This is a genomic window from Isoptericola sp. NPDC056578 (genome assembly GCF_042793275.1).
Classification (GTDB): Bacteria; Actinomycetota; Actinomycetes; order Actinomycetales; family Cellulomonadaceae; genus Isoptericola.
In genome coordinates, this window is sequence record NZ_JBHTVC010000002.1 from 130,847 (window position 1) to 153,386 (window position 22,540).

The window sequence follows — 22,540 nt, forward strand, 5'->3', positions numbered from 1 at the left end:
GCCATGCCCCCGATCGACGTCGTGCTCCACACCGACTCCGGGTTCTGGTCCACCTGGGCCCCTCCCCTCGTGGCCGCTGCCTCCGCCGTCCTGGTCGCCGTGAGCTCACTCGCCGGCGTGCTCGCCGCCTCGCTCATCACGGCATGGCAGTCCCGAAGGGCGTCTGAGCGGAACGCCCAGGCGATGCTGGCAGCATCCGAACGAAGCGCGAAGGCCCTGCGCGACGTCGAGAACGCGCGCACTCAGACGGAACATGTCCGCCATCTCCAGGAACTGATCGCCGACGTCGCATCGACCTGCGCGGCGTACATCGGTGCGAGCCTTGCGGAGTTCCGGGACGACCTCGACACTTCGGAGGTCCACATGTCACGCCAGAGGTTCGAGAGGGCAATTGCTTTGGTCCGCCTCGCGTCCTCACACGCAGCGCTCGTGAGCGCGATTCACGACATCGAGGCCGCGCTTGAGAGACTGGACGAGGCGCGCTACAAGAACCTTGAGAACCAAGGTGTTGGCATGCCCTTGTCCGTAGCGGCTGCCCTGCTGATCGATAATGACGGCCTCCAAGACAAGTGCAGCGCTCTTGTCAGCACCGCGGCGTCGGTCCTGGCTGAGCCTCTTTCTCGAACACCCGAGGCCTGACAACCGCAGCTGACAAGCGGGCAACGGCACCGACCTAGTAGCGGCCACGCACCCCGCCAGTCGGCGCGCGGAGTGCCGAATACGCGCGGTGTCCGTGCTGGCAGAACGGTAATTGCGCTACAGACGTACTAACCGGCAGCATCGTGTCGACCTGCTGGTGCGGTCACCGAGACGTCGCCCTGACCGCCTCCGGAGCCCATGCCTCCTACGACGCCCATGAGTCCGAGGACCACGACGAGACCGTGCGCCTGGGCGCGATGGCGAGGGCGCGAGCAGCAGTGCGGGCGCGGACGACAGCCGTGTCGTCCCAGCCATCAAGCACGCGCGAACCTGCCCCTGCCGAAGCCGCTCGGGATCGGGTGAGCGCCTAGGGCAATTCACCCCCTGGTGTGCTACCCGCTGTACTGCACGGCAACTACCGTCTCGACATGGCCCACGTCGAGCCCAGCGTCGCGCTCGTTCAACTCGAACGTGCTCTCCGCCGCGTCATTCAGCACGCCTACCGCGAGCACTTCAAGGAAGGCGACTGGCTCGCGAGGATCAGCACCGACGAGCAGCGCGCGTGCTGGGCGAAGCGCGCCACCGAGGAAGAGAAGAAGCGCACGAAGCGGGGCGCGGCCGTCACGCCGACGACCGGCCTGGAGTACGCCCACCTCGCGGAGTTGCGGACGATCCTCAAGAAGCACTGGTCACCGGTCGCGCCCGCCCTCGGGGCGCACAAGGAAGTCGGCACGATGCTCGAACGCGCGGCCGACATCGAGGCGCTGCTGAAGAGGTTCGACGACCTCCGCAACACCGTGGCGCACAGCCGCGACCTCCTCCCCTTCGAGAAGGACCTCCTCGCCGGGATCGCCGGCGACATCGAGAATCGGGTGACGATCTACATGTCGAGCAAGGACCCCGCCGGGGACATCTACCCGCGCATCACCGCTGTCATGGACTCCTTCGGTCATCAGCCCCCGAGGAGAGCCTCGCCACCGAGCCATACGCCTGGGCCACGCCGAAGGTCAGGCTGCGACCGGGGGACATCGTGACGTTCACGTGTCGCGGCCACGATCCCCAAGGTCGCCCACTCGAATGGACTCTGATGCAGCACCACCGTGCACTCGCCTGGGATGGCAGCAACGGCCTGGACCGGGCCGTTGGCGACGAGGTGACTCTCACCTGGAAGGTGCAGCGGGACGACACGCGAGAGACATGCGCGACCGGCGTCGTGATGCGCACCCTCGACACCGAGTTCCACCGTCTGGGCACGACCGATCAGCACGCCATGTTCGAGTACGAAGTCCTGCCGCCCGCGGAGTAGGCGACATGCCCCCGATCGAGGTCAACCTCCACACCGACGCGGACTTCATCACGACGTGGGGGCCCGTCATCATCGCCGTCGTGTCCCTCGTCGGCGTGCTCATCGCCTCGAACGTGAACGCGAACGCGGCGCGGGCCGCCGCGAAGACCAGCGCGGAGTCGGTGATCGACGCGGAGCGCGTGCGCGCGCTGAACGAAGACCGGCGTCACGCGCGGAGCCTCGTCGCGGCTGCGGCCTCGGCTGCCCGAGAACGCTCGGACCTCGTGGCCCAGCACTCCTACCTCTGGCATCACGACCTGGCCGAGGAGCACTGGTCTGACGAGAAGCAGGCTCGGATGGTCGCCACCTACAACGAGATGTTCCGCGCCGTCGCACTGATCCGGCTCACCACCGACGATGAGACGATCCGTGGGGCCCTCGACGACCTCGCCACCGCTGTCGCCACCGTGCGGACCGCGATCGAGGCCGGTGCTCCCAGGCAGCCCGGCTGGCTGGAAGGCGTCACCGCCGCGTGCACGGTCATGGACGAGGCCGCGGACGCGCTCGTCACCGCCGCGGCGCCCGCTCTCGTCCCGGAGAAGGTCGCTGCTGAGTCGTGATCGCTCCCGCGTGCGAGCGGGCGGGCGCGGAGCGCCGATGGCGGCGCGGTGACCGTGCTGGTACGCATCCCGCTCGCGCGTGAGCGGCGGGGCTCTGGGCACGGTCCTGGGCACGCCGTTCTAGGCGGAACTGGGCACATAGTGGGCATGGAAAAGGCCGCGCCCCGTGGGGTGCGGCCTTGACCAGGAAAAACGTGCGTGGGCGATACTGGGTTCGAACCAGTGACCTCTTCGGTGTGAACGAAGCGCGCTACCACTGCGCCAATCGCCCGGTGCGTGGACGATATTAGCCACAGATCGGGCGGCGGACCAAACCGGCGCCACGGGCACTCAGGGGTCGAGGCGCTCGCGGCAGTTCCGCTCGAACAGCTCGCGCGCCGCGCGCGACACGTCCCCCACCTCGACGTCGGCGCCGTCCAGCCACACGACGGGCTGGACGTTGCGCCCGGACGAGGTGAGGGCGAGCTGCGCCTTCCCCCGGGTCACCTCGTCGAGGACGGTGAACGGCAGCTCGCCGTCCTTCGCCTCGCGCACGGGCAGGCCCTCCTCCGCCGCCCACTCGAGCGTGAGGGCGCGGGTGATCCCGGCCAGGCAGCCCGAGTCGAGGGTGGGGGTGACCAGCTCGCCGTCGCGCTCCACGAAGACGTTGGAGCCGGTGCCCTCGCACAGGTCGCCGACGGTGTTGGGCAGGATCGACTCGTCGCCGCCCTTGCTCACGGCGTCCGCGAGCGCCACGACGTTCTCCGCGTAGGACGTCGTCTTGAGCCCGGCGACGGCGGACCGCTCGTTGCGCGGCCACGGCGACCTCGCGGACCGCGACGTCGGCGCCATCGCGGACTGCTGCGCCGCCACGACGACGGTCTGCGGCGCGTCGACGCGACCGGAGCCGAGCGGGCCGACACCGGCCGTGACGGTGATGCGGAGCCGGCCGTCGAACGCGCCGTCCAGGCGCACGGCCTCGGCCAGCGCGGCCGCGACGCCGTCGCGCACCTTCTGCTCGTCGGGGGCGGCGAGGCCGAGCCCGGTCGCGGAGCGCGCGAGTCGTCGCAGGTGCCGCGTCAGCGCGAACGCCCGACCGTCGAAGACCGTGCAGGTCTCGAAGACCCCGTCCCCGACCGTGATGCCGTGGTCGACGGCGCTCAGCGCGGCCTCCCCCTGCCCGACCAGACGGCCCTCCGCCCAGATCACCAGACTCATGGGGCCAGTGTGCCCGACTTCACGCCCGGACGGCGTCGCCCCGGGCGTTCGAGTTCACCCCCGGTTCACCCCGACCGTTCGTAGCGGCGGCACCACGGCCGACTCACCATCAGAGAACGGGCCGCGACGGTACGGCCCTCGCACGATCGAGGTGATCGGCATGAGACAGGTGTTTCGCGTGCTCGCGTACGTCGTCGCGGCGGGGGTCGTCGTCCAGGCGGCCGTCATGGTCTACGCCGTCGCCGGGCTGGGACTCTTCATCGACGAGGGCGGGGTGCTGGACCAGGCTGCCATGGAGCAGTCCATGTCCGGGGAGTCCCTGTTCCCCGAGGAGATCGGGCTGATGCTCCACGGGATGACGGGCACCATGATCCTGCCGGCCATCGCCCTGCTGACCTTCGTCGCGTCGTTCTTCGCCGGCGTGCGCGGCGCCTGGCGCTGGGGCCTCGCGATCCTCCTCCTCGTGGCGCTCCAGGTCACGCTCGGCCTCGCGGGGCACAGCGTCCCGTTCCTCGGTGGCCTGCACGGGGTCAACGCCCTGCTGCTCTTCGGCGTCTCCCTGTACACGGGCTGGCGCGTGGCGGCGCGCGACCGGGCCGAGCAGGCGGCAGCCGCGACCGCGACGCCGGGGCTGGCCGCCGGCGGCGTCACGCCCTGACCCGCCGACATGGCGGCCGACCGTTCCCCGGTCCTGCGGCGCGTCGTCGCCGGGCTGGCGGCGGCGGCCGTCCTGGTGCCGCTCCTGCTGCTCTGGCAGACCAGCAGGGCACCGGGCCGGTTCTCCGTCACCGAGACGGGGTCGTTCGAGCGCGGCAGCGGGCCGCGCGTCACGACGCTCGAGGGTCACTCCGGCCATGGCGGCGGGAGCGCCGCGGCCGCCACGAGCGTCGACACGCTGGTGGCGCCGACCGGCCCGGCCGACGTGGCCCTCACGTTCACCGCGCGCGCCGAGCGCGTGGAGCTGGCGCCCGGCACGACGACGGACGCGTACACGGTGAACGGGACGACGCCGGGCCCGACGCTGCGCGCCGTGCAGGGCGACCTCGTCGAGGTGACGTTCGTCAACGAGAGCGTGCCGGGAGGCGCCACGCTGCACTGGCACGGGATCGACGTGCCGAACGCCGCGGACGGCGTCGCCGGCGTCACCCAGGACGCCGTCCCCGTCGGCGGCTCGCACACGTACCGGTTCGTCGCCTCCGACGCCGGAACGTACTGGTACCACTCCCACCAGGTCTCGCACGAGCAGGCGCGCAAGGGGCTGCTCGGGGCGGTGGTCGTGGCCCCGGCCCGGGACGCCCGGCCGGCCGGCGGGCGGGAGGTCGCGCGCCTCCTGGAGGATGCCGTCGACGTCCCCGCGCTGGTGCACCGGTACGGGGCGCGGCGCACGGTCCAGGGCGCGACCGGGGACCTGCCCGTCGACGTCCCGCCCGGGACGGCGGCGCGCGTCCGGGTGATCAACAGCGACAACGGCGTCCTGCCCGTCTGGGTGGGCGGGGTGCCGTTCCGCCTCCTCGCCGTCGACGGCACCGACGTGCACGACCCGCCCGAGGTCCGTGATCGTGCGGTGGTGGTCCCGGCCGGCGGGCGCGCGGACCTGCTCGTCGTGGCGCCGGACGACGGCTCGGCGGCGCGCGTCGAGCTGGGCGGTGCCTCCGCCGTCGTCGTGGGCCCCGACGGCGCGGCGTCCTCCCCGACGCGGCGCCCGACGGCGACCCTCGACCTGCTCGGCTATGGGACGCCGGCGCCGCTCGGCCTGGACCCGGACGCGGCGGACCGTTCGTTCGACTACGTCATCGGCAGGGCGCCGGGCTTCCTCGACGGGAGGCCGGGCATGCACTGGACGGTGAACGGGCACACCTACCCGGACGTGCCGATGTTCGAGGTCGGCCAGGGCGACGTCGTGCGCATGCGGATCGACAACCGCAGCGGGACGCCGCACCCGATGCACCTGCACGGCCACCACGTCGTCGTGCTGTCCCGCGACGGCGTGGCCGCGAGCGGCAGCCCGTGGTGGACCGACTCCCTCGAGGTGGCCGACGGCGAGGTCTACGACGTCGCGTTCGTCGCGGACAACCCGGGGATCTGGATGGACCACTGCCACAACCTGCCCCACGCCACCGAAGGCCTCGTGGCGCACCTGATGTACGCGGGGGTCACGACGCCGTACCTGCTGGGGCACGCCACCGGCAACGTCCCCGAGTGACGTGCCCGTGACGGCGTCTCAGCGCCGCAGCACCAGGTGCGTCACCTCCGGCGTGACCCGCGCGGACACGATGCGCAGGTCGTGCGTCCCCACGCCCTCGAACAGGCGCACCCCCTCGACGTCGAGCACCACGGGCCCGACGTGCAGCCGCAGCTCGTCGATGAGGTCCGCGGCGAGGAACTGGTTGACGGTCGTCGCCCCGCCGGCCACGGACACGTTCCGCTCGCCGGCCGCATCACGTGCCCGGGCGAGGGCTTCCTGCGGCCCACCGGTCACGAAGTGGAACGTGGTGCCGCCCTCCATCTCGATCGGGTCGCGCTCGTGGTGCGTGAGCACGAAGACGGGCGCGTGGTACGGCGGGTCCTCGCCCCACCAGCCGCGCCAGCCGAGGTCCCACTCCCCGCGCCCGGGGGTGAACATGTTCCGCCCCATGACGAACGCGCCCGCCGCGGTGATCGCGTCGAGCTCCGCGCGGTGGTCGTCCGGGTTGTCGAACATCCACGCGTGCATGATCCGTTCGCCGTCGCCGACACCGTCGCCGAAGGGCTGGTCGAGGGACTGGTTCACGCCCGCCGAGATGCCGTCCAGGGAGATACCGAGGTCGCAGGTCACCTGTGTCATGCACGGGAGACGGCGCCGGACGCGGAGACTCATCGGTGCGAAACGTCATCGGTGCGGAGACTCGACGGGGTCCGGGGACCCGTCGGCGCGGCGGCTCACCCCTCCGACGACGCGAGCCCGACCAGCCGGTCCGCCTTGAGCTCGGTCTCGTCCCACTCGCGCGCGGGGTCGCTCCCCCACGTGATCCCGGCGCCGGTGCCGAACCGCAGGACGCCGCCGCCGGGGGCGTCCTCCCACCAGAAGGTACGGATCCCGACGGCGAGCTCGGCCCGCCCGGCGTCGCCGTCGACCCAACCCACCGCGCCGCAGTAGGGACCGCGGGCCGTCGGCTCGAGCTCGGCGATCAGCCGCAGCGCGGACGACTTGGGCGCCCCCGACACCGATCCCGGCGGGAACGTGGCCTCGAGCGCCCGCGCCCAGCGTCCCGGAGCGTCGCCGAGCAGCTCGCCGCGCACGCGCGACACCAGGTGGACCAGGCCGGGGTGCTCCTCGACGGCCAGCAGGTCGGAGACCTCGACCGTGCCCGGGCGGCAGACGCGCTGGAGGTCGTTGCGCACCAGGTCGGTGATCATCACGTTCTCGGCGCGGTCCTTGGCCGTGAGCCCGGACGGCGTACGCGCGGTGCCCTTGATGGGGCCCGAGGCGAGCGACGCGGCCCCGCCGGCAGCGCCGGCCGGGACGTCGAGGGACAGGTACAGCTCGGGCGAGGCGCTCACGACCCACACCGGGTCGAGGCCGCTCGCCGCGGGCACGTGCACCGCGGCCGCGTACGGGGCGGGGTTGCCGGCGGCGAGCCGCGCGGCGAGAGCCGCGGCATCGGGCTCGACGATGTCCCGTCGGGCATCGCCCGACGAGATGCCCGACGGGACGTCCGACGCGGCCAGCGGGGCCGAGAGCACCCGGCACACGTTGACCTGGTAGACGTCGCCGCGCCGTACCCGCTCGCGGACCGTCGCCACGGCTCGGACGTACGCGTCCCGGTCGAGGGAGCTGGTCCATGCCGACGGAGAGGGGCCGCGCCAGCGCCCTCCGTCACCCCCCGCCGCCGGAGCAGGGCCCACGTCGGCGAACCGCCAGGCACGGGCCCGACCGCCCGGCCGCGTGACGCCGTCGCGCCCCAGGTCGGCCTCGAAGTCGGCGACGACGAACCACAGCCCCGAGTCGAGCCGTTCCGGCTGCTCGGAGAGATCGACGCACTCGACGGCGCGCGACGCGCGGCGCCCGGCGAACGTGGCCCAGGAGGTCGGATCGTGCACACGAGCACGCTAGTGGGTCCTGCGCGGACACCCCGGCGGAGGCGATTGGACGGACCGCCAGGGGTCCACTAATGTTTGGGGCGCGCCAGAACGGCGGGCACCGCAGGGTGTCCTGGTTCCTGGTCGCGCGGATGTGGCTCAGTTGGTAGAGCATCACCTTGCCAAGGTGAGGGTCGCGGGTTCGAGTCCCGTCATCCGCTCGGAGGCCCACTCTCTGATCGACTCACGATGAGCGTCGGGAGAGCACGTCTCAAGGTGGGTTGGCCGAGAGGCGAGGCAGCGGCCTGCAAAGCCGTATACACGGGTTCGAATCCCGTACCCACCTCGCAGCACGGGCGATTGGCGCAGCGGTAGCGCGCTTCCCTGACACGGAAGAGGTCACTGGTTCGATCCCAGTATCGCCCACCAGCATCACGAAGCCCCGACCGGGTCACCGGTCGGGGTTTCGTCGTTCTCGGGCCACGACCGGGCTCCCTGACGCGCCGTCGACGGCCGGAGGACGGCAGCGTCGCAGGTCACACGGTCGCGATTGGACCAGTGAGCCGAAGGTCGAGTAATGTTCCTCAGGCGCCGGGAGGCCAGGACAGCAGTCCTGAACGACCCGGTCGCGCGGATGTGGCTCAGTTGGTAGAGCATCACCTTGCCAAGGTGAGGGTCGCGGGTTCGAGTCCCGTCATCCGCTCCGAGCTCTGCATTTCCCTCTCGGGGGAGCGCAGCAGCCGCAAGGGCGATTGGCGCAGCGGTAGCGCGCTTCCCTGACACGGAAGAGGTCACTGGTTCGATCCCAGTATCGCCCACCAGAACGAGGCCGTCCCGGTTCGCCCGGGGCGGCCTTTCGCGTTCCTCCCCCACGGGTCCGCTCGCCGCCGGGTGTCGCCCTCGTCACCCCCGCGGCGTAGCGTCGAGAGCATGTGCCGCAACATCACGACCCTGCGGGGGCTCGAGCCGCCCGCCACCGACGAGGAGATCAGGGCCGCCGCGGAGCAGTTCGTCCGCAAGGTGACGGGCGTCCAGCGCTCGGCGAGCGCGGCCACACGTGAGCCGTGCGAGCAGGCCACCGCGGAGATCGCGGAGATCGTCACCCGCCTGCTCGGCGAGCTCCCCGAGCGTCGGCAGCCGCCGAAGACCGTGCCGCCGCTGCGCCGCGAGGAGGTGCAGGCACGCATCGCCGCGCGGCAGGCCGCGCGCGAGGAGCACGAGCGGATGCACGAGCTCGGGATCGCCCACACGCACTAGGCTCGCCCGCGTGGATCAGCCCTTCCCCGCACCCGCCGACGAGGCCCTCGTCGACGAACCGCCGACCGCGCCCGACCCGGTCTCCGCGACGATGCACCGCGCCAAGGCGCACGCCCGGGCGTCGCACGTCACGGTGGGACAGGTCCGGCACGGCCACGGCGGCGCCGTGGAGATCGACTGCTCGTGCGGGATGGTCCTCACCAACGGGCCGGACTGGTCCCTCGACGAGCACATCCGACTGCACCGCGCCGAGGCGCGCTACGTCGCCTTGAGCCGCGTCGCCCCCGCCGGGATGCCGCGACTGGTCCCCGTGGGCACGGACCGGCTCCCCCGCTGACGCCACGCGCCGTCGGGGTCGACGTCGACGCTCAGGATCACGTCACGGGGTCAGAGCTCGTCCGGGTCGTCCCAGGAGACTCCGCTCGAGGCGCCTTCGATGGGGCCGAGCTCCGCCGCGGAGAGCGACGCCGGCGCCTTTGCCGCGTCACCCCCGGACCTGGCGTCCCGGTCTCGATCGTCCAGCGGGCGCCGCCGGGGTGCCAGCCTGGCCTGCGAGGCGATCGACTCGTCCAACCTGTCCACCGGCACCGTGGGTCGGGTGCCTGTGCCATCCGTGCTCATGGCCAAGGTCTAGCAGCCGGCGGGTTGCCGCGCCCGCGCTTGGCACACTATTTAGTCGCCCAGGCCACGGGGCAGCACGTCCTGGACGAGTCCCGGACGACGGCCGGACGGTCGCTGCGCGCCACCGTCGCCCGCAGCATCCGGCACCTGGACGCGAGGCCGCGAAGGTTGCCCCTGGTGGCTAGAGTGTCCGCCGTGACCGCTGCCGATGCAGGCCTCGCCGACAGGGCGGCACCCGGAACACCGCCACCGCTCCCCGGGATGCGCGAGCGGTGGCCGGGGCCCCGCCCCCTGCTGTGGGCGCCGCGGGCCCACACCGTCGAGGTCGTGCTGCCGGCGTCCGGCTCCCGTCTCCCCCTCCGCCTCGTCGGCGCCCACGAGCCCGGGTACTGGCGCGCTGACGCCGAGCTCACGCCGGGCACCGACTACCTCTTCTCGGTCGACGGCGGACCGCCCGTGCCGGACCCCTGCAGCACCTGGCTGCCGTGCGGCGTCCACGGCGCGTCGCGCGTGCTGGACCAGGAGTTCGCCTGGACGGACGGCGCCTGGCGGGGCGCAGACCTCGACGCCGGCGCGCTGCTGCGCGTCGACCTCCCCACCTTCACCGCGGCCGGCACGCTCGACGCCGCCGCCGACCTCCTGGAGGACGTCGCCGCGACCGGCGTCGTGGGGGTCGAGCTCTCCCCCGTCGCCGCGTACGACCCCGAGCGCGGCCCAGCCGCCGGCGTCCGGCTGTTCGCCGTGCACGAGCCGCTCGGCGGCCCCGGCGCGCTCCACCGGTTCGTCGACCGCGCGCACCGCTGCGGGCTCGCCGTCGTCCTGGACGCCCCCCACCGGTGGGCCGTCGCCGACGACCTCGGCCTGCACGCCTTCGGCCCCTACGCCACCGGCTCACGGATCGGGCCGCGCACGGGAGCCCGGCCCGGCCCGCCCGGCTCCGACAGCCCGCGGATCAACCTCGACGGCAGCGGGAGCCGCGGTCCGCGTGACTTCCTCGTGGCCGACGCCGAGCGCTGGCTGCGCGACTTCCACGTGGACGGCCTGCTGCTCGACGTCGAGGCGCTCGTGGACCGCTCGGCGGTGCCGTTCCTCGGGGAGCTCGCGGAGGACGTGCACCACCTCGGCGAGCAGCTCGGCCGCCGGCTCCACCTCCTCGTCGACGGGCCGGGGCGCAGCGACCGGCTCACCACCGTCGTGCACCACATCCTCGCGGCGCCGGGCGACGCCGATCCCGTCCAGGACCTGCGCCGGCTCGCGCACGAGGTCTTCCCCCCGACGACGGCCCCGTGGCGTCCGCCGAGCCTGCGCCGGGCGCACCGCGCCACGCAGCGGGCCTCCGCGGTGCTCGTGCGCGACCTCACGCGGCTGCCCGCCGCCAACCGCTCCGTCCCGTGGACGCCCGACGCGGGCGACGCCTACCGGGAGGCCCCGGGCGTGACCGACGACGACCGGGCCTGCCTGCTGACGTTCGCGATCCTCGCGGGGACGCCACCGGTGCTCGACACGGAGCACGTGCCGGTGCCCGCGCGGGACGACCGGGCACGGCGCCTCGTGGACTGGACCCGGAGGCTGGTGGCGTTGCGCCCCGCCGCGTCGGCGGACCGCGACCTGCCCGTGGAGGTGCGGACCGCGGGGACCTCGCTCGTCGGTCGCCGGGGCCGCACCGCCGTCGCCCTCGTCACCGGCACGGAGCCGGCGGACGTGGACGTCTCGTCGCTCCCGGCCGACATGAAGGTCGTGGCCGCCTGGGACCCGGAGGGGACCACCCTGGCGGACGGCGTCCTGCGGATCCCGCCCCGTGCCCCCGCCGTGCTGCACTCCGGCCCCGTCGAGCCGTAGCCTCCACGGCTCGCCGCGGGCGGGCCTCACGCCGTCAGGCGTCGGCCTTCCTCCGCGAGGGCCCCGAGACGCGACAGCGCCCGGAAGTACTTCTTGCGGTAACCCCCGCGCAGCATCTCCTCGGAGAACAGGTGCTGCGCACCGTCACCGGAGAGGAGCACGGGCACGTCGCGGTCGTACAGGCGGTCGACGAGGACCACGAGCCGCAGGGCCACCTCCTGCCGCTGCACGGGCCGCACGCCGGTGAGCGCCACCAGCTCCACGCCGTCGAGCAGGGCGCCGTACCGGCTCGGGTGGACGGTCGCGAGGTGCGCGAGCAGCCCGTCGAACTCGTCGAGGACCGCACCCGGACGCCCGGCGGCCGCGCGCTCCACGACGTCGGCCGGGATCGGGGCCGCCTCGGTCACGACGGCGCGGTGGCGGTAGTCCTCGCCGTCGACGCGCAGCACCTCGAAGCGCGACGAGAGCGCCTGGATCTCGCGCAGGAAGTCCTCGGCCGCGAAACGGCCCTCGCCCAGCGCCTCGGGCAGCGTGTTCGACGTCGCGGCGAGGGCGACATCGCGGTCCGCGAGCTCGCGCAGCAGGCGCGACATCAGCACCGTGTCGCCGGGGTCGTCGAGCTCGAACTCGTCGATGCAGACCAGACGGCGCGTGGCGAGCGCCTCGACCGTCGGCAGGAAGCCCAGCGCCCCCACGAGGTTCGTGTACTCGACGAACGTGCCGTACGCGACCGCCCCCTCGCCCACGGCCGCCGTGACCTCGTGGGCCAGCGAGGTGAGCAGGTGCGTCTTGCCGACGCCGAAGCCGCCGTCCATGTACACGGCGGGCACCGCCCGACGTCGCCCGAACAGCGCCTTCAGCCCCGACGACCGCGGCGCGGCGATCTCGCGCGCGACCTCCTGCAGCCGGGCGGGCACCGTCGTCTGGCTCGGGTGGGCGGGGTCGGCCCGGTAGGTGGAGAAACGTGCCTGGGCGAAGTGGCGCGGCGGCACGAGGTCGGCGAGCAGCCGGTCCGGGGAGACCGTCGGACGCACCGCCGACAGGGACGGCACCGCGCCGTCGTGCGCGGGGGGCGTCGCGCCCGCGTCGGCGCCCGGGCCCGTACCCGTGTCCTGGTCCTGGTCCTCGTCCTGCGTGAGCGTCACGACCGTCAAGGCTACGCCGCGTCAGTACGCTGGCCGCTGTGAGATCTGCCACGACGCCGCTCGACCTGCTCGTCCCGGCACCGGAGCACCTGCCCCCCGACCCGACCGAGCACCGCCTCCGTGCGCTGTACGACGAGGGCACCGGGTCCGGCAGGTGGCTGCGGGCCAACTTCGTCAGCACGGTCGACGGCGGCGCGTGGGGCCCGGACCACCTGTCCGGCTCGATCAACGACGACGCGGACTGGCGCGCGTTCCGTGTCCTGCGTGCCGCGGCCGACGTCGTGCTCGTCGGTGCGGGCACGGCCCGCCACGAGGGCTACACGGCGCTCGACCGGCCGCAGGGCCTTCCCACGACGGGCGACCGACCCCTCGAGCTCGCGCTCGTCACGCGCTCCGGCCGGGTGCCGCAGCAGCTCGCCGACGGCGACCGGCCGCCGCTCGTCCTCACCGGCGCGGCGGGCGCGCGGACGGCGAGCCGGATGGTCCCCGCCGACCGGGTGCTCGCGGTGGCGTCGGCGGGCGACCCCGACGAGGTGGACCTGCGTGCCGGTCTCGCGGCCCTGGCCGACCGAGGGCTGCGCCGCGTCCTGTGCGAGGGCGGCCCGACGCTGCTCGCCGCCATGCTCGCGGACGACCTGGTCGACGAGCTGTGCGTCACGACCAGCCCGTGCCTCGTCGGGCCGGGCCCCTCCCGCATCGTGGCCGCCTCCCCCGCCGGGTCCCCCGGCGAGGGGCCGCGCCCGGCCGGGATCCCGGCGTCGCCGGCCACGCCCGCCCGCCTCACGCACCTGCTGCACGCGCCGGGCTCCGGCACGCTGCTGGCGCGCTGGCTCCTGCGCTGAGCCCGGTCCCGGGAGCCCCGTGGCGAGGCGCGCGTCACGTCCCGCCCCGCGCCGGCCCGCTGGCCTCGCATCCACGGCCCCGGGTGGCTACGGTGCTGGCATGCCGACGACCGTCGTCCTCACCGAGGACGCCCTCACCGACGCCGACGTGGCGCACATCCTGTCCCTGCACGACGAGCAGGCCGAGCGCTACCGCGTGCTCGTCCCCTCGGACACCGACCGCAACGTGGTCGCCGCGATCATCGACCACCTGTGGGTGGGCGAGCTGCGCGAGGCCGGCCAGGACCTCGTGGGCAAGGAGCCCACGCCCGAGCAGGCGAAGGTGACCGCCGCCGAGCGCCTCGAGCGGTCGCTCGCGGCGCTGCGGGCGGCCGGAGCCACCGCCGAGGGCACGGTGACCGAGGAGGACCCGCTGCCCGCGCTGAGCGCCGCCGTCGAGGCCCAGGGCGGCCCGGACGGCGTGGACGACGTGGTCGTCGTGACCTACCCCCACGTCGTCGCGGACACCTTCCGCTCCGACTGGGCGTCGCGCGCCCGCGAGCTCCTGCAGGTCCCCGTGCTGCACCTGTACGCCGGCACCAGCGAGATCGGCGACTGAGCCCGGTCCCCGAGACCCCCTGGCACGCGCGAGGGCCCCGTCCGGCGGACGGGGCCCTCGTGCGTGGCGCTGGGGTCGTGCGGTGCGGGATCAGCGCACGCGGTGGCCCGCCCCGGTGATCGTCGCGCGCACCAGCTCGTCCATGGAGTCGAGGAAGGGCTCCTCGTCCAGCAGGTCGTGGTCGACCGCGGCGACGGACAGCTCGGTGCAGCCGAGCACGACGACGGACGCGCCGCGCTCCACGAGCCGGGCCGCCACCCCGCGCAGGGCGTCGGGGTCGGCCGGCCGGCCGGCCTTGACCTGGTCGTAGATCACCGTGCTGACGACGTCCTGGTCGGCGGCGTCGGGGACGACGACGTCGACCCCGTGGGCGGCGAACGCGTCGTCGTACACCTTCGACGCGACCGTCCCCGCCGTGGCCAGCAGGCCGACGCGCCCCAGGCCGGGCACCCGCGCACGCGCCGCCGCGACCGTCACGTCGATGATCGAGACGAACGGCACGGTGACCGCGTCCAGCACCTGCTGGGTGAAGTAGTGCGCGGTGTTGCAGGGCATGACGAGGAACTGCACGCCGAAGTCCTGCAGGCGCCGGGCGTCCCGCGCGAGCACGGGTCCCGGGTCGGCGGGCGACCGGCCGAGCACGAAGTCCGTGCGGTCCGGGATCGTCGCGTGGTTGAGCACGACGAGGTCCACGTGGTCCTGGTCGCGCTCGGCGTCGGTGCGCTGCACCACCCGCTGCAGGAAGTACGCGGTGGCCAGCGGGCCCACGCCCCCGATGACGCCGACGGGCCGGTCCTCGACCGTCCCGTCGGCGTCACCGGCGCCGTGCTCGACCTCGGTGGTCACGCGCCCTCCCGCGCGCCCTGCGGCGCGGCCGGCCCGGTCCAGGCGAGGGCCCGCGACTGCGCCACCGGGTAGTGCCGGGCGTACTTGCGGTACTGGTTGAGCTGCGCCACCAGCAGGTAGGCGACCCGGCGCGGGTCCCACTCCTTGCGGTACCAGAGCGGGTTGGACGCCCGCCGGGTCAGCTGCAGGCGCCGCGTGCGGGTCCGGGTCCCCGGGTCGGCGACGTACCGGCGCAGCAGGGTGCCGGGCAGCACCGTGTACAGGTGCTCGGTGGTGACCTCGCCGTCGCCGGAGAGCGGGACGTCGGCACCGAGCACCGCGCGCGGGTCGGGGTCGAGGCCGCGCAGGTGCTCGTGCACGTAGAACTTCACCGGGTTCGCGCCCGTCGACGTGACGTAGTAGTTCGAGCGGCCCAGGCGCGGGTTGAGCTCGAAGAACACGTACCGCCCGTCGCGCGGGTCGTATTTGAGGTCGAAGTTCGCGACGCCGGTCCAGCCGACGTGCTCGAGCAGCCGGCGCGCCTGCTCCACGACCTCGGGCTGGGTGCCCGTGACGATCGCGGCCGGGTTGCCGAGCGCGCCCGGCGCGTGCTCCTCCAGCAGCACGTGCCCGAAGGAGGAGAACCGCACCTTGCCCTGGGCGTCGCTGTAGCAGGTGAGGATCCGCATGCCGGAGTCGTCCCCCGGGATGTAGTCCTGCACGACGAACGAGCCGACGTACCCGGCGTCCTTCACGCGGCCGAGCAGGTCGAGCAGCTCGGCGCGCGTGTCCACGAGGAAGACCTTCTTCTTCCCGGCGAACTCGACGTCGTGGTAGGCCGCCGTGCTGGCCGCCTTCGCGATCACCGGGAACGTCAGCCCGTCGGTGTCCGGCTCGGTGCCCGACGCGACGTCGTGCACGACCGTCGTCGGGTGCGCGAGGCCGAGCTCGGCGCACAGGGCACCGAACTCCTCCTTGTCGGTGAGCCGCAGCAGCAGCTCCTCACCCACGTAGGGCACCAGGTAGCGGTCCTCCAGGCGGTCGCGGTGCTGCACCAGCATCCGCACGAGCCAGTCGGCCGAGCCCACGACGACGAGGTCGGCGTCGGTGTGCTCGTCGGCGATGCGACGCAGGCGCGCCACGATCGCCTCGGGGTCGTCGATCTGCGGCTCGGCCACGTGCGTGAGGATGCGCGAGTGCCGCACCAGGCCCGTGGAGGCGCCGGACACGACCACGGACCGCACGCCGTACGCCTCGTGGAACGCCCGGGCCAGGCTGTACGCGCCGATGTCGCCGCCCAGGACGACGGGCTGCAGCCGCCGCTGCGGGGTCTGCGTCACGATGCCTCCTTCGTCGCGGCGCCGCCGGTCGACGTGCCGGCCGGTGCCCCGGCCGCCGTGTTCGCCGCGTAGTTCCGGCGCAGCGCCTCCAGCGGGTAGAACTGCCGGTACTTGCGCACGTGGTTGAGCATCGCCGTGAGCACGTACAGCCGGCGGCGCGGCGACGCGTCGGCCTTGTAGCGCAGCGGGTGCACGGTGCGGCCCGAGCGCTGCAGCCGCACGACGCGGGCGTGCAGCTCCGGGTCCAGCACGTACGAGCGCAGCAGGCGCTTCGGCACGACGGAGTACAGCACCTCGCGGTCCGCCGTCACCGGCTCGCGGCGCACGCCGTGCACGACGTCGTCCACCAGGGCCTCGGTCGGGTTCTGCCCGCCCGCGGTGAGGTAGTAGTTGTTCCGCCCGATGCGCGGGTTCTGCTCGAAGAACTTGAACACGCCGTCGCGCGGGTCGAGCTTGACGTCGAAGTTCGCGAACCCGCGCCAGCCCGTGTGCTCGAGGATCCGCTGGGCGGCGTCGAGGATCTCGGCGATCGGCTCGACGATCATCGCCGACGGGTTGCCCCGGGCGGCCGGCGTGCGCTCCTCCAGGAGCACCTGCGCCGAGGAGCGCAGCGTGACCCGCCCGCTCGTGTCGGCGTACGCCGTGACCGACCGCATGCGGGTGTCGTCGCCGGGGATGTTCTCCTGCACGAGGAACCGGCCGCGGAAGCCCGCCTCGCGCAGCGAGATCATCAGCCGGTCCAGCTCGGCCGGCGTCGCGATCTCGTAGATCTTCTTCTTCCCCGCGAACTGCACGTCGTGGTAGTCGGCGCTGCTCGCGGGCTTGGCGATGACCGGGAAGTCGAAGCCGACCGGCAGCGGCTCCCAGCCGGGCTCGGCCGCGCGGGCGAAGTCCTGGATGACGGTGGCGGGCGTCGGGATCCCGAGCTCGGCGCACACCTCCTGGAACTCCGCCTTGTCGGAGATCCGGTCGATGAGCGCGGCGTCCGCGAACGGCACCACGTACCCCGCGGCCTCGAGCTCCCCGCGGTGGTGCACGAGCACGCGCACCACCCAGTCCATGTTGGTGAGGAGCACGAGCGCGCGACCGGGGGCCGCCAGGCGGCCCGCCACGTCCTGGAGCGCCGCGACGATCTGCTCGGGCGCGGTGCCGGACAGCTCGGTGTCGATGATCTGCGAGTGCGCGATCGGGCCCGGTTCCGCGAAGGCGACGACGGTGGTGCGCACGCCGTAGCGCTCGTGGAACGAGCGGGCGAGCGCGTACACCCCGATGTCCGACCCGACGATGACGGGCTGGAACCCGGTCTCGGTGCTGGTGGTGCTCACGGGTGCGCTCATGCCTCCTGCTCGGAGCGGTCGGCCGACCACTCGGTGTGGAAGGTGCCCTCGCGATCGGTGCGGCGGTAGGTGTGCGCCCCGAAGAAGTCGCGCTGCGCCTGGATGAGCGCGGCGGGCAGCCGCTCGGCCCGCACGCCGTCGTAGTAGGCGAGGGACGACGAGAACGCCGGCGTGGGCACCCCGTTGAGGGCGGCCTGCGACACGACGCGGCGCCAGGCGGCGAGGCCGTTGCCGACGGCGCTCGTGAAGTACTCGTCCGCGAGCAGCAGCGGCAGCGCCACGTCGCGCTCGTACGCCTCGGTGATGCGGTTGAGGAAGCGCGCGCGGATGATGCAGCCGCCGCGCCAGATGCGGGCCATCGCGCCGCGGTCGATGTCCCAGCCGTACTCGGCGGAGGCGGCGGCGATCTGGTCGAAGCCCTGGCTGTACGCGACGACCTTCGACGCGTACAGCGCGAGGCGCACGTCCTCGATGAAGGCATCGCGGTCCGCGATCTCCCAGGTGCCCGCGTCGGCGGGCAGCGCGGCACGGCCGGCCTCGCGCTGCGGCACGGAGCCGGACAGGGCGCGGGCGAAAGTCGCCTCGGCGATGCCCGTGATCGGGACGCCCAGGTCGAGGCCGTTCTGCACCGTCCAGCGGCCGGTGCCCTTCTGCTCGGCCTGGTCGAGCACGACGTCGACGAACGCGCTGCCGGTCGCGGCGTCCACGTGCTGCAGCACGTCCGCCGTGATCTCGATGAGGAAGGACTCGAGGTCGCCGGTGTTCCACTCGGCGAAGATCTGGCCGATCTCGGCCGCCGACGCGCCCAGGCCCTGCTTGAGCAGGTCGTAGGCCTCGGCGATGAGCTGCATGTCGGCGTACTCGATGCCGTTGTGCACCATCTTGACGAAGTGGCCGGCGCCGTCCGGGCCGACGTAGGTGCAGCAGGGCGTGCCGTCGACCTTCGCGGAGATGTCCTCGAGGATCGGGCCGAGGCTCGCGTAGGACTCGCGGGTGCCGCCCGGCATGATCGACGGGCCGTTGAGCGCACCCTCCTCGCCGCCGGAGACGCCGGTCCCCACGAAGTGCAGGCCCTTCGCGCTGAGGTCCTTCTCGCGGCGGATGGTGTCGGGGAAGTGCGCGTTGCCGGCGTCGACGACGATGTCGCCCTCCTCCAGCAGCGGCACGAGCTCGTCGATGACGGCGTCCGTCGCGGCGCCCGCCTTGACCATGATGACGACCTTGCGGGGCCGCTCGAGGGAGGCGACGAAGTCGGCCATCGACTCGGACGGGACGAAGTCGCCCTCCTGCCCGGCCTCGGCGATCAGCGACTGGGTCTTGGCGTACGACCGGTTGTGCACCGCCACCGTGTAGCCGTGCCGCGCGAAGTTGCGGGCGAGGTTGCGGCCCATCACCGCAAGGCCGGTCACGCCGATCTGGGCACGAGCTGTCATCGTTTCCCTGCTTCCGTCGGTTCTCGGTTCGGGTCGGGCGGCCGGGTGGCGGCGACTGGCGCACGCGCTCCCCCCCGCCCGGGAGCCGGGACCAGCGTAGTCGGCGCGACGGCCGAGGTGTACGGACCATCACGATCCGGACACGACCCGCCCCCCGGTGCGTCGTTTCACCCGACCGGCCGCCCCGCGCCGTACGGTGGCTGGCGTGACCGGCGATCGCACGGGTGACTCGAAGCGGGATCCTCGGCAGGTGCCCGCCCCCTTCGCGGCCGCGCTGGCGTCCCTGCGCGACCGGCGGCTGCGCGGCGAGGTGCACCTGGCGGAGATCCCCGGCCCCACGCGCGTGGCCCCGTACTCGGTGGCCCTCGAGGGCGAGGTCGCCGAGCCCGGGGGTGAGGAGGTCGCCACCGGTCGGTTCGTCGTCCTGCACGACCCCGAGGGGCAGGAGACCTGGCAGGGCACGTTCCGGGTCGTCACGCTGGTGCGCGCCACCCTCGAGCCCGAGCTCGCCGCCGACCCCCTGCTGGCCGACGTCGCGTGGACCTGGGTGACGGAGTCGCTCGACGCCGCCGGCGTGGACGCCCTGGCGATCGGCGGCACCGTGACGCGTGTCCTCTCCCAGAGCTTCGGCGCGCTGGGTGCCACGCCCGACGCCGTGGACCTCGAGATCCGCGCGTCCTGGACCCCCACGGACACGGACCTCGGCGTGCACCTCGCCGTGTGGGGCGACCTCATGGCGACGGCCGGCGGCCTGCCCCCGCTGCCCGACGGCGTCGCCTCGCTCTCCGCACGCTCGGGCGGCCGCGGACACCCGCGGCCCGGGTCACGACCGCATACCGTGGGGCCATGAGCTCAGCAGTCCCCCCGACCGCCACCGACGTCGTCCCGCTCACCGAGCCCGCGGACGGCGTCGGTCGCGTGGTCGACACCCCGGTCGCCCTCGACCGCGTGGTCGAGCGGTTCGCGGCCGGCACCGGCCCCGTCGCCGCCGACGCGGAGCGCGCCTCCGGCTACCGCTACGGTCAGGCCACCTACCTGGTGCAGCTGCGGCGCGAGGGCGCCGGCACGGCGCTGCTCGACCCGGTCGCGCTGCCCGACCTGTCGGCGATCGGCGACGCCGTGGGCGACGCCGAGTGGGTGCTGCACGCGGCGTCCCAGGACCTGCCGGGGCTCGCCGAGCACGGGCTGCGCCCGGCACGGGTCTTCGACACGGAGCTCGCCGCGCGCCTGCTGGGGCTGGAGCGTGTCGGCCTCGCCGCCGTGGTCGCAGAGCTGCTCGGCCTGGGCCTGGCCAAGGAGCACTCCGCCGTCGACTGGTCCACCCGGCCGCTGCCCGAGGACTGGCTGCGCTACGCCGCCCTCGACGTCGAGGTGCTGGTGGACCTGCGCGACCGCCTGGCCGAGCGGCTCGACGCGGACGGCAAGGCGGAGTGGGCGGCCCAGGAGTTCGAGGCGGAGCGCACCGCGCCCCCGCCGGCACCCCGCGTCGACCCGTGGCGGCGCACGTCGGGCACGCACACGCTCCGCGACCGTCGTCAGCTGGCCGTGGTCCGCAGCCTCTGGCAGGCGCGCGACGCGAGCGCCCGTGCCCGCGACGTCTCCCCCGGCCGGGTGCTGCCCGACCGCGCCATCGTCGCGGCCGCCCGTGCGCTGCCGCGCACCGTGCCGCAGCTCACCGCCCTGCCGGAGTTCGCGGGGAAGGCCACGAGGCGCCGCGCGCCGGCGTGGCAGCGCGCGATCGACGAGGCCCTCGCCCTGCCCGACGACCGGCTGCCGAGCCAGCGCGGCCCGCGCACCGACGGCCCGCCCCAGCCCCGCACCTGGGCCGACCGAGACCCCGTCGCAGCCCGTCGGCTCACGACGGCCCGCGAGCTCCTCGCCACGATGTCCGGCGACCTGCACGTGCCGGTGGAGAACCTCCTGCAGCCGGACGCCCTGCGCCGCCTGTGCTGGACGCCGCCGGACCCGGCACGCTCGGCCGAGATCGCGGAGTTCCTGCGGGGCCGCGGCGCCCGCCCGTGGCAGATCGAGCTGGTCGCCACGCCCCTCGAGGACTCCTTCTCCGCGCTCGTCTGACCCGCTCCGCGCCCGGGCTGATACCGGGTCTCACGATGGTCTACTCTTGTTCCCGGTACTCGCGGTAGCGTGTACCTCGGCGCGGCCCCACCGGGTCGTCGCCCGAGAGAGCGGCGTCGCTCGTCGGACGCCGAAGTCCCGACCCTCGTCAGCGGATGGAGCTTCCATGACCACACGGAACCCGGCCCGCCGCGCGCTGCGCGACGTCGTCTTCGTCGAGGGCGTGCGCACGCCGTTCGGCAAGGCCCGGCCCGACGGCCTCTTCGCCGAGACCCGCGCGGACGACCTCGTCGTCAAGGCGGTCCGCGAGCTGCTGCGCCGCCACCCCGAGCTGCCGGGCGAGCGCGTGGACGAGGTGGCCATCGCCGCCACCACCCAGCAGGGCGACCAGGGCCTGACCCTCGGCCGCACCGTGGGGATGCTCGCCGGCCTGCCCCAGACCGTCCCCGGCTTCGCGATCGACCGCATGTGCGCGGGCGCGATGACCGCCGTCACGACCACCGCCGCCGGCATCGCGACCGGCAGCGCCGACGTCGTGATCGCGGGCGGCGTGGAGCACATGGGCCGCCACCCGATGGGCTTCGACGCCGACCCGAACCCGCGCTTCCTGTCCGAGAAGCTGGTGGACCCCGAGTCGCTCAACATGGGCGTCACGGCCGAGAACCTGCACGACAAGTTCCCGCACCTCACCAAGGAGCGCGCGGACGCCTACGCCGTGAACAGCCAGGCCAAGTACGCCAAGGCCCTGGCCAACGGCGACGTCGGCCCGGAGCTCGTGCCCGTGGCGGTCCGCTCCGCCGAGCAGGGCTGGGGCCTGGCCACCGCCGACGAGCTGCCCCGCCCGAGCACCACCGTCGAGGGCATCGCGAACCTCAAGACGCCGTTCCGCCCGGGCGGCCGCGTCACCGCGGGCAACGCGTCCCCCCTGACCGACGGCGCCACCGCCGCCCTGCTCGCCTCCGGCGACACCGCCGCCGAGCTGGGCCTGCCGGTCGCGATGCGCCTGGTTTCCTCCGCCTTCGCCGGCGTCGACCCGTCGATCATGGGCTACGGCCCGGTCCCCGCCACGGACAGGGCGCTCGCCCAGGCCGGCCTCACCATCGACGACATCGGCCTGTTCGAGATCAACGAGGCCTTCGCCGTGCAGGTGCTGAGCTTCCTCGACCACTACGGGATCGCCGACGACGACGAGCGCGTCAACCCGTACGGCGGCGCCATCGCCATGGGCCACCCCCTGGCCAGCTCCGGCGTGCGCCTCATGACGCAGCTCGCGCACCAGTTCGCGAAGCACCCCGAGGTCCGGTACGGCGTCACCACCATGTGCGTGGGCCTCGGCCAGGGCGGCACGGTGATCTGGGAGAACCCGCACCACGCCGACTACTCGGGCCACACCACCGCGACCACCGCGACGGACGAGGAGAACTGAC

General features: G+C 73.7%; 22 protein-coding genes and 6 tRNA genes. 19 read left to right on the forward strand and 9 right to left on the reverse strand.

Annotated features, from left to right (window positions below; all coding sequences use genetic code 11):
* Positions 1–3: 3 nt before the first annotated feature.
* The 4 genes from ACFQ80_RS01565 (at position 4) to ACFQ80_RS01580 (ending at position 2,544) form a co-directional block, all read left to right on the forward strand.
* The gene (locus tag ACFQ80_RS01565) at positions 4–639 is read left to right on the forward strand and encodes a hypothetical protein (protein ID WP_430562303.1); all 636 of its coding nucleotides are present in this window, start codon (positions 4–6) and stop codon (positions 637–639) included.
* Positions 640–1,067: 428 nt separating this feature from the next.
* Positions 1,068–1,673, forward strand: a complete 606-nt coding sequence (locus tag ACFQ80_RS01570; protein WP_430562304.1) for a hypothetical protein — start codon at positions 1,068–1,070, stop codon at positions 1,671–1,673.
* Positions 1,674–1,726: 53 nt separating this feature from the next.
* On the forward strand, positions 1,727–1,945 hold the full coding sequence (locus tag ACFQ80_RS01575; RefSeq protein WP_430562305.1) for a hypothetical protein: 219 nt from the start codon (positions 1,727–1,729) through the stop codon (positions 1,943–1,945).
* A gap of 5 nt (positions 1,946–1,950) precedes the next feature.
* Positions 1,951–2,544 (forward strand): hypothetical protein, encoded by a 594-nt coding sequence (locus ACFQ80_RS01580; RefSeq protein WP_430562306.1) that lies wholly within the window; start codon positions 1,951–1,953, stop codon positions 2,542–2,544.
* 199 nt (positions 2,545–2,743) lie between these two features.
* Here the strand turns inward: ACFQ80_RS01580 and ACFQ80_RS01585 are convergent.
* Positions 2,744–2,815: transfer RNA gene (locus ACFQ80_RS01585), tRNA-Val, on the reverse strand.
* Positions 2,816–2,874: 59 nt separating this feature from the next.
* Positions 2,875–3,741: an aminotransferase class IV gene (locus ACFQ80_RS01590; RefSeq protein WP_430562307.1), complete on the reverse strand. Its 867-nt coding sequence runs from the start codon at positions 3,739–3,741 to the stop codon at positions 2,875–2,877.
* Between the two features lie 160 nt (positions 3,742–3,901).
* Here ACFQ80_RS01590 and ACFQ80_RS01595 point away from each other — a divergent pair, with 160 nt between their 5' ends.
* Together ACFQ80_RS01595 and ACFQ80_RS01600 are read left to right on the forward strand one after the other, a co-directional pair.
* Positions 3,902–4,399: a hypothetical protein gene (locus ACFQ80_RS01595; RefSeq protein WP_430562308.1), complete on the forward strand. Its 498-nt coding sequence runs from the start codon at positions 3,902–3,904 to the stop codon at positions 4,397–4,399.
* A gap of 9 nt (positions 4,400–4,408) precedes the next feature.
* A complete protein-coding gene (locus tag ACFQ80_RS01600; RefSeq protein ID WP_430562309.1) occupies positions 4,409–5,944 on the forward strand; it encodes a multicopper oxidase family protein in 1,536 nt (511 codons plus the stop codon).
* Positions 5,945–5,962: 18 nt separating this feature from the next.
* Here the strand turns inward: ACFQ80_RS01600 and ACFQ80_RS01605 are convergent, their stop codons facing one another.
* Positions 5,963–6,565, reverse strand: coding sequence for a dihydrofolate reductase family protein (locus ACFQ80_RS01605; protein WP_430551132.1), 603 nt, complete (start codon positions 6,563–6,565; stop codon positions 5,963–5,965).
* 95 nt (positions 6,566–6,660) lie between these two features.
* Positions 6,661–7,821, reverse strand: a complete 1,161-nt coding sequence (locus ACFQ80_RS01610; RefSeq protein WP_430562310.1) for a chorismate-binding protein — start codon at positions 7,819–7,821, stop codon at positions 6,661–6,663.
* Positions 7,822–7,948: 127 nt separating this feature from the next.
* On the opposite strand from ACFQ80_RS01610, the gene ACFQ80_RS01615 reads away from it, so the two are divergent.
* The 8 genes from ACFQ80_RS01615 to ACFQ80_RS01650 all read left to right on the forward strand — a co-directional run bounded on the left by ACFQ80_RS01615 (position 7,949) and on the right by ACFQ80_RS01650 (position 11,517).
* Positions 7,949–8,021, forward strand: a tRNA-Gly gene (locus ACFQ80_RS01615).
* A 54-nt stretch (positions 8,022–8,075) separates the two neighbouring features.
* Positions 8,076–8,146, forward strand: a tRNA-Cys gene (locus tag ACFQ80_RS01620).
* A gap of 8 nt (positions 8,147–8,154) precedes the next feature.
* Positions 8,155–8,229: transfer RNA gene (locus ACFQ80_RS01625), tRNA-Val, on the forward strand.
* A gap of 201 nt (positions 8,230–8,430) precedes the next feature.
* Positions 8,431–8,503 (forward strand) — tRNA-Gly (locus ACFQ80_RS01630).
* A 43-nt stretch (positions 8,504–8,546) separates the two neighbouring features.
* A tRNA-Val gene (locus ACFQ80_RS01635) sits at positions 8,547–8,621 on the forward strand.
* Positions 8,622–8,730: 109 nt separating this feature from the next.
* Positions 8,731–9,057: a DUF2277 domain-containing protein gene (locus ACFQ80_RS01640; RefSeq protein WP_429729700.1), complete on the forward strand. Its 327-nt coding sequence runs from the start codon at positions 8,731–8,733 to the stop codon at positions 9,055–9,057.
* 10 nt (positions 9,058–9,067) lie between these two features.
* Entirely contained in the window at positions 9,068–9,394 is a 327-nt protein-coding gene (locus ACFQ80_RS01645) for a hypothetical protein (RefSeq protein WP_430562311.1), read from the forward strand.
* Between the two features lie 479 nt (positions 9,395–9,873).
* On the forward strand, positions 9,874–11,517 hold the full coding sequence (locus ACFQ80_RS01650) for a hypothetical protein (RefSeq protein WP_430562312.1): 1,644 nt from the start codon (positions 9,874–9,876) through the stop codon (positions 11,515–11,517).
* Between the two features lie 26 nt (positions 11,518–11,543).
* Here ACFQ80_RS01650 and zapE read toward each other — a convergent pair whose 3' ends face one another.
* Complete coding sequence (gene zapE / locus ACFQ80_RS01655) at positions 11,544–12,569, reverse strand: cell division protein ZapE (protein ID WP_430551269.1); 1,026 nt, start codon at positions 12,567–12,569, stop codon at positions 11,544–11,546.
* 131 nt (positions 12,570–12,700) lie between these two features.
* Between zapE and ACFQ80_RS01660 the strand changes: the two genes are divergently transcribed.
* Together ACFQ80_RS01660 and ACFQ80_RS01665 are read left to right on the forward strand one after the other, a co-directional pair.
* Positions 12,701–13,504: a dihydrofolate reductase family protein gene (locus tag ACFQ80_RS01660; RefSeq protein WP_430562313.1), complete on the forward strand. Its 804-nt coding sequence runs from the start codon at positions 12,701–12,703 to the stop codon at positions 13,502–13,504.
* Positions 13,505–13,604: 100 nt separating this feature from the next.
* Positions 13,605–14,102: a hypothetical protein gene (locus tag ACFQ80_RS01665; protein WP_430551127.1), complete on the forward strand. Its 498-nt coding sequence runs from the start codon at positions 13,605–13,607 to the stop codon at positions 14,100–14,102.
* A 90-nt stretch (positions 14,103–14,192) separates the two neighbouring features.
* On the opposite strand, the gene ACFQ80_RS01670 is transcribed toward ACFQ80_RS01665, so the two are convergent.
* From ACFQ80_RS01670 to gndA, 4 genes are read right to left on the reverse strand one after another with little or no spacing between them, the layout of a single operon-like run.
* Positions 14,193–14,948, reverse strand: coding sequence for an aspartate/glutamate racemase family protein (locus ACFQ80_RS01670; RefSeq protein ID WP_430562314.1), 756 nt, complete (start codon positions 14,946–14,948; stop codon positions 14,193–14,195).
* Positions 14,945–16,267, reverse strand: a complete 1,323-nt coding sequence (locus ACFQ80_RS01675; protein WP_430562315.1) for a carboxylate--amine ligase — start codon at positions 16,265–16,267, stop codon at positions 14,945–14,947. The genes ACFQ80_RS01670 and ACFQ80_RS01675 overlap by 4 nt, the downstream gene beginning before the upstream one ends.
* Positions 16,264–17,604 (reverse strand): hypothetical protein, encoded by a 1,341-nt coding sequence (locus ACFQ80_RS01680; protein WP_430562316.1) that lies wholly within the window; start codon positions 17,602–17,604, stop codon positions 16,264–16,266. The genes ACFQ80_RS01675 and ACFQ80_RS01680 overlap by 4 nt, the downstream gene beginning before the upstream one ends.
* The gene (gene gndA, locus ACFQ80_RS01685) at positions 17,601–19,037 is read right to left on the reverse strand and encodes an NADP-dependent phosphogluconate dehydrogenase (protein ID WP_430562317.1); all 1,437 of its coding nucleotides are present in this window, start codon (positions 19,035–19,037) and stop codon (positions 17,601–17,603) included. The genes ACFQ80_RS01680 and gndA overlap by 4 nt, the downstream gene beginning before the upstream one ends.
* 250 nt (positions 19,038–19,287) lie before the next feature.
* On the opposite strand from gndA, the gene ACFQ80_RS01690 reads away from it, so the two are divergent.
* From ACFQ80_RS01690 to ACFQ80_RS01700, 3 genes are all read left to right on the forward strand, one after another.
* A complete protein-coding gene (locus ACFQ80_RS01690; protein ID WP_430562318.1) occupies positions 19,288–19,887 on the forward strand; it encodes a DUF3000 domain-containing protein in 600 nt (199 codons plus the stop codon).
* Positions 19,884–21,113 (forward strand): HRDC domain-containing protein, encoded by a 1,230-nt coding sequence (locus ACFQ80_RS01695; RefSeq protein WP_430562319.1) that lies wholly within the window; start codon positions 19,884–19,886, stop codon positions 21,111–21,113. The genes ACFQ80_RS01690 and ACFQ80_RS01695 overlap by 4 nt, the downstream gene beginning before the upstream one ends.
* A gap of 166 nt (positions 21,114–21,279) precedes the next feature.
* Positions 21,280–22,539: a thiolase family protein gene (locus tag ACFQ80_RS01700; RefSeq protein WP_430551120.1), complete on the forward strand. Its 1,260-nt coding sequence runs from the start codon at positions 21,280–21,282 to the stop codon at positions 22,537–22,539.
* Position 22,540 lies beyond the last annotated feature (1 nt).